The organism is Chamaesiphon polymorphus CCALA 037, assembly GCF_003003845.1.
GTDB classification, from domain to species: domain Bacteria; phylum Cyanobacteriota; class Cyanobacteriia; order Cyanobacteriales; family Chamaesiphonaceae; genus Chamaesiphon; species Chamaesiphon polymorphus.
Map to the genome: position 1 here is coordinate 1 of NZ_PVWO01000568.1, position 3,428 is coordinate 3,428.

Sequence of the window (3,428 nt, forward strand, 5' to 3'; positions counted from 1 at the left end):
CTTTATAAGGGGAGGGCTGGGGTGGGGTAAAGGACTACGATCGTTACCAATATACTTATGTAAGCACCGGAAGACAGCGGAGAAAAAAGCGATTCTCTACTTTCCCAACTCCTGCGATCGAGTGGCGGCAGCAATCACAGCTTCAATCAGAGCCGATCGAAAACCTGCCTGCTCTAATTTGGTAATTCCAGCAATCGTCGTCCCGCCCGGACTCGTAACGCGATCTTTTAACTGAGCAGGGTGAAGTTGAGATTCATTTAAGAGCGTAGCCGTACCTAAAACGGTCTGTAAGGCCAATCGATCGGCGATCGGACGGGGGAGACCAGCAGCGACACCACCATCGGCTAGAGCCTCGATCGCGATGGCGATATATGCAGGGCCAGAACCAGACAAACCAGTCACCGCATCCATCAAAGATTCTGGAACGGTGACTGCTTCGCCCACGGCTTGAAAAATTTGCATTGCTAGTTCTAGTTGGGCGGCGTCAACTCGCGCTCCGGCTGAAAGCGCGGTGATGCCCATCCCGACAGTTGCAGGCGTATTGGGCATCGTCCGAATGACGGCTCGATCGGGAAATGCCCCTTCTAGTTGGGAGATCTTGACTCCAGCTAGGATCGAAATTACTAATTGTGGGTTGTTGCCCAGTGGCGATAATTGAGCCACAACCCGATCGAAAACTTGGGGCTTAATTGCCAGCATCAGGACTGGAGACATTGCCGCCAAATTATTATCATCAGTGACGCCGACTCCATATTGTTGATGGAGAGCTTCTCGCTGTGAGAGTGTCGGTTCGCTGACTAGGATTTCGGTACTTTGATAAGTACCGCGAGCGAGCAGGCGGGATACGATCGCCGTTGCCATTACCCCGCCACCGATTACACCTAATTTGACAGCCATAAATTACTACTTTCAGTTATCGAACGGATTGGGGCACCGATTGTAGTTGCCATCGATTAGGTTTACTAATGTTACTGAACTGCTTGGATCGGTTCGTTACCCCAGGTGGACAATGGTGTGCTAGTGCGATTGCTGCGAACTGTCTTCTCGATCGGTGTTTGTTGGTTTGCCGGATCGTGAATGACGTTTGTAGGGGTGCTCACTTGAACGCAATTGGGCGTGAACAGGAAAATATTATCACCAATCCGTTCGTAGTGGCCGTCGATGGCATAAGTACCGCCTGCGACAAAATCTACCGATCTTTGGGCTTCTTCTTGCCGGATCAAAGTCATATTTAGGATCACGGACTTTCTATGGCGCAGGGCGTCAATTACTTGCGGCATTTCTTCAAAAGAACGCGGCTCGATTAAGATCATTTCCGAAACGCCATGAACGATTCCTGGCATCCCGACGACATTGTTAATTTTGCTCGCCCCACGCGTTTCGGTGGCGCGGCGAAATCCGCGACGTTCTTCTTCTACGACAGGTTGTGGTGTTGGGGGTTCGGGTGGTTGATATTCACTACGATAAGCATCACTATCCGTTTCATCGTAATCACTGTATTCGTCTTCGTTTAAACCCATGAAATCTTTGAATCGATCTAGAACTTTCACTTTTACTACTCCTGCGCCCTGTGATGGTATAGATGCGTTTTGACTGTCAGATACTGGTAAATCATGCTCGAATTGGCTAGTCTAAAGCTATCGGCTTAACAACTCATCGGAGTGGCTTTTTTCGGCTACAAAATGTTCTGTAAGTAGAAAATCGCCTCGATCGCTATCTAAGCATAATTACTTAAGTTTTGCAGGTGTACTGCGACCTAATTCACGAGTGTGAGTAGTACAAATACACAGGCAACGCCAATCTAGAGAGAATAATACCATGGAATTACAGATATTTAGAAAATATTAAAAAATTATATTCTCTAATACCCGTATGGGTTTCGCCTGCAATCGCTGTTTTTCCTTGCTATCAGCCGCAGCTTTTTTTTACTAGCTCTGGCTCGTCAGCCAAATGACGTATAAAATGTATCCACGAATCGAAGTCAACACTGACTCGTACTGGATTTTAAGTAATTACCTAGTTAGCATTAGGAGTAGTGGTACTCAGATCGCAAAGTAGGTGTTAATACTCAGAAATACTACTTAGCACAGTCCAAGTATTTTAAAAGAGAATAATTCATTCTTGGTTAAAACAACATATTTAATTAACATCACTTAAATAAATAGAACGAAAATCACTTTTATCGTAAATTCGTGCATTGGTAACGATAGTTTAGATATACGCTCGAGCGCCAAAAATAATACTGCCCAAGCGAATAATCGTAGCACCAGCCGCGATCGCCGATCGATAATCTCCAGACATCCCCATGGATAATTCGGTCATCGGGAGCTGCAATCCTGACTGCTGCGCGATCTGATGGCTGAGATCTCGCGCGCTCTCGAACAATTCTTGCGTTTGCTCGATCGTCAATCCTAGTGGTGGAATTGCCATCAATCCGCGAATTTTGATAAATTCGCAACAGTTTATTTGCGGTAAATCTGCTAGTAATTCGGGGATCGTCCAGCCATATTTATCGGGATCGGGCAAAATTTTGACTTGGAGACAGATCTGCGGATTTTTTGCCAATTCCCCAGCAACTCGATCTATCTGTTGTAACAGTTTAAGGCTATCGACTGAGTGAATCCAGTCAAATATTTGGACGGCTTTGCGAACCTTATTTCCCTGCAAATGTCCGATCAGATGCCAGCAGATATCTGATAAATCGCTCAATTCTTGTTGTTTTGTCTGTGCTTCTTGGATCCGACTCTCACCAAAATCTCGAATCCCAGCCGCATAAGCCGCTCGCATCTGCACAACAGACACTTGCTTGCTCACCGCCATCAATTTTACCGAAGCTGGCAAATCTCGACGAATAGTCTCAATGTTATGCGCGATCGTCATTTAGAGGGTAGAGAGTAGGGGGTAGGGATGGAGAGTTGGGGTAGAGGGTAGAGAGTCGGAGATCGATCTCATTCTTAATATATTTATTATCCTAATTATTCTTCTGTCTGTCGGTGCCGTCTCTAGGGGATAGAACTTGCCACTGCGATCTGTCATCCAGGGAAGTTTTGTTGAATCATTGCTTGTAGCTCTTGATATTCTAAAATTTGACCGTTACGTTTGAGGATGCGGATGCGGTTATCTAGCATCAACCGCGCATCAGCACGAGTCAGTGGCTGAAACGATAATCCGTCAGCGTTATTGGTAACTAGAAAAAAAATCCGCTGTGCGTACAGGGTGGTAAATAATTCTTGGTTTTCCTCAACAACACAGATGCGATACAGCAAGCCGAAGGTAGGGTGGTTGAGATAGTTTTCGGAAGTCATTAAATTAATTGATAATTGATAATTGATAATTGATAATTGGGTTTGTAGATGGGTGGCGAAGGGGAGAGAGGGGGACTGAGGGACTAGGTGGATAGAGGGCAAAAGGACGCTTGTGTCCACTAT

The 3,428-nt window shown here is 45.9% G+C and carries 4 protein-coding genes; all 4 read right to left on the reverse strand.

The window, feature by feature from the left end; translation table 11 throughout:
• Nucleotides 1-96: 96 nt before the first annotated feature.
• Nucleotides 97-897, reverse strand: a complete 801-nt coding sequence (gene proC / locus C7B77_RS26475; protein ID WP_106312041.1) for a pyrroline-5-carboxylate reductase — start codon at nucleotides 895-897, stop codon at nucleotides 97-99.
• A gap of 71 nt (nucleotides 898-968) precedes the next feature.
• Nucleotides 969-1,550 (reverse strand): cell division protein SepF, encoded by a 582-nt coding sequence (locus tag C7B77_RS26480; RefSeq protein ID WP_106312044.1) that lies wholly within the window; start codon nucleotides 1,548-1,550, stop codon nucleotides 969-971.
• Between the two features lie 661 nt (nucleotides 1,551-2,211).
• Nucleotides 2,212-2,880 carry a YggS family pyridoxal phosphate-dependent enzyme gene (locus C7B77_RS26485; protein WP_106312047.1) on the reverse strand — a complete coding sequence of 223 codons (669 nt, stop codon included), beginning with the start codon at nucleotides 2,878-2,880 and terminating at the stop codon, nucleotides 2,212-2,214.
• 152 nt (nucleotides 2,881-3,032) lie between these two features.
• On the reverse strand, nucleotides 3,033-3,305 hold the full coding sequence (gene pipX / locus C7B77_RS26490) for a transcriptional coactivator PipX (RefSeq protein ID WP_219892290.1): 273 nt from the start codon (nucleotides 3,303-3,305) through the stop codon (nucleotides 3,033-3,035).
• Between the last annotated feature and the right edge of the window lie 123 nt (nucleotides 3,306-3,428).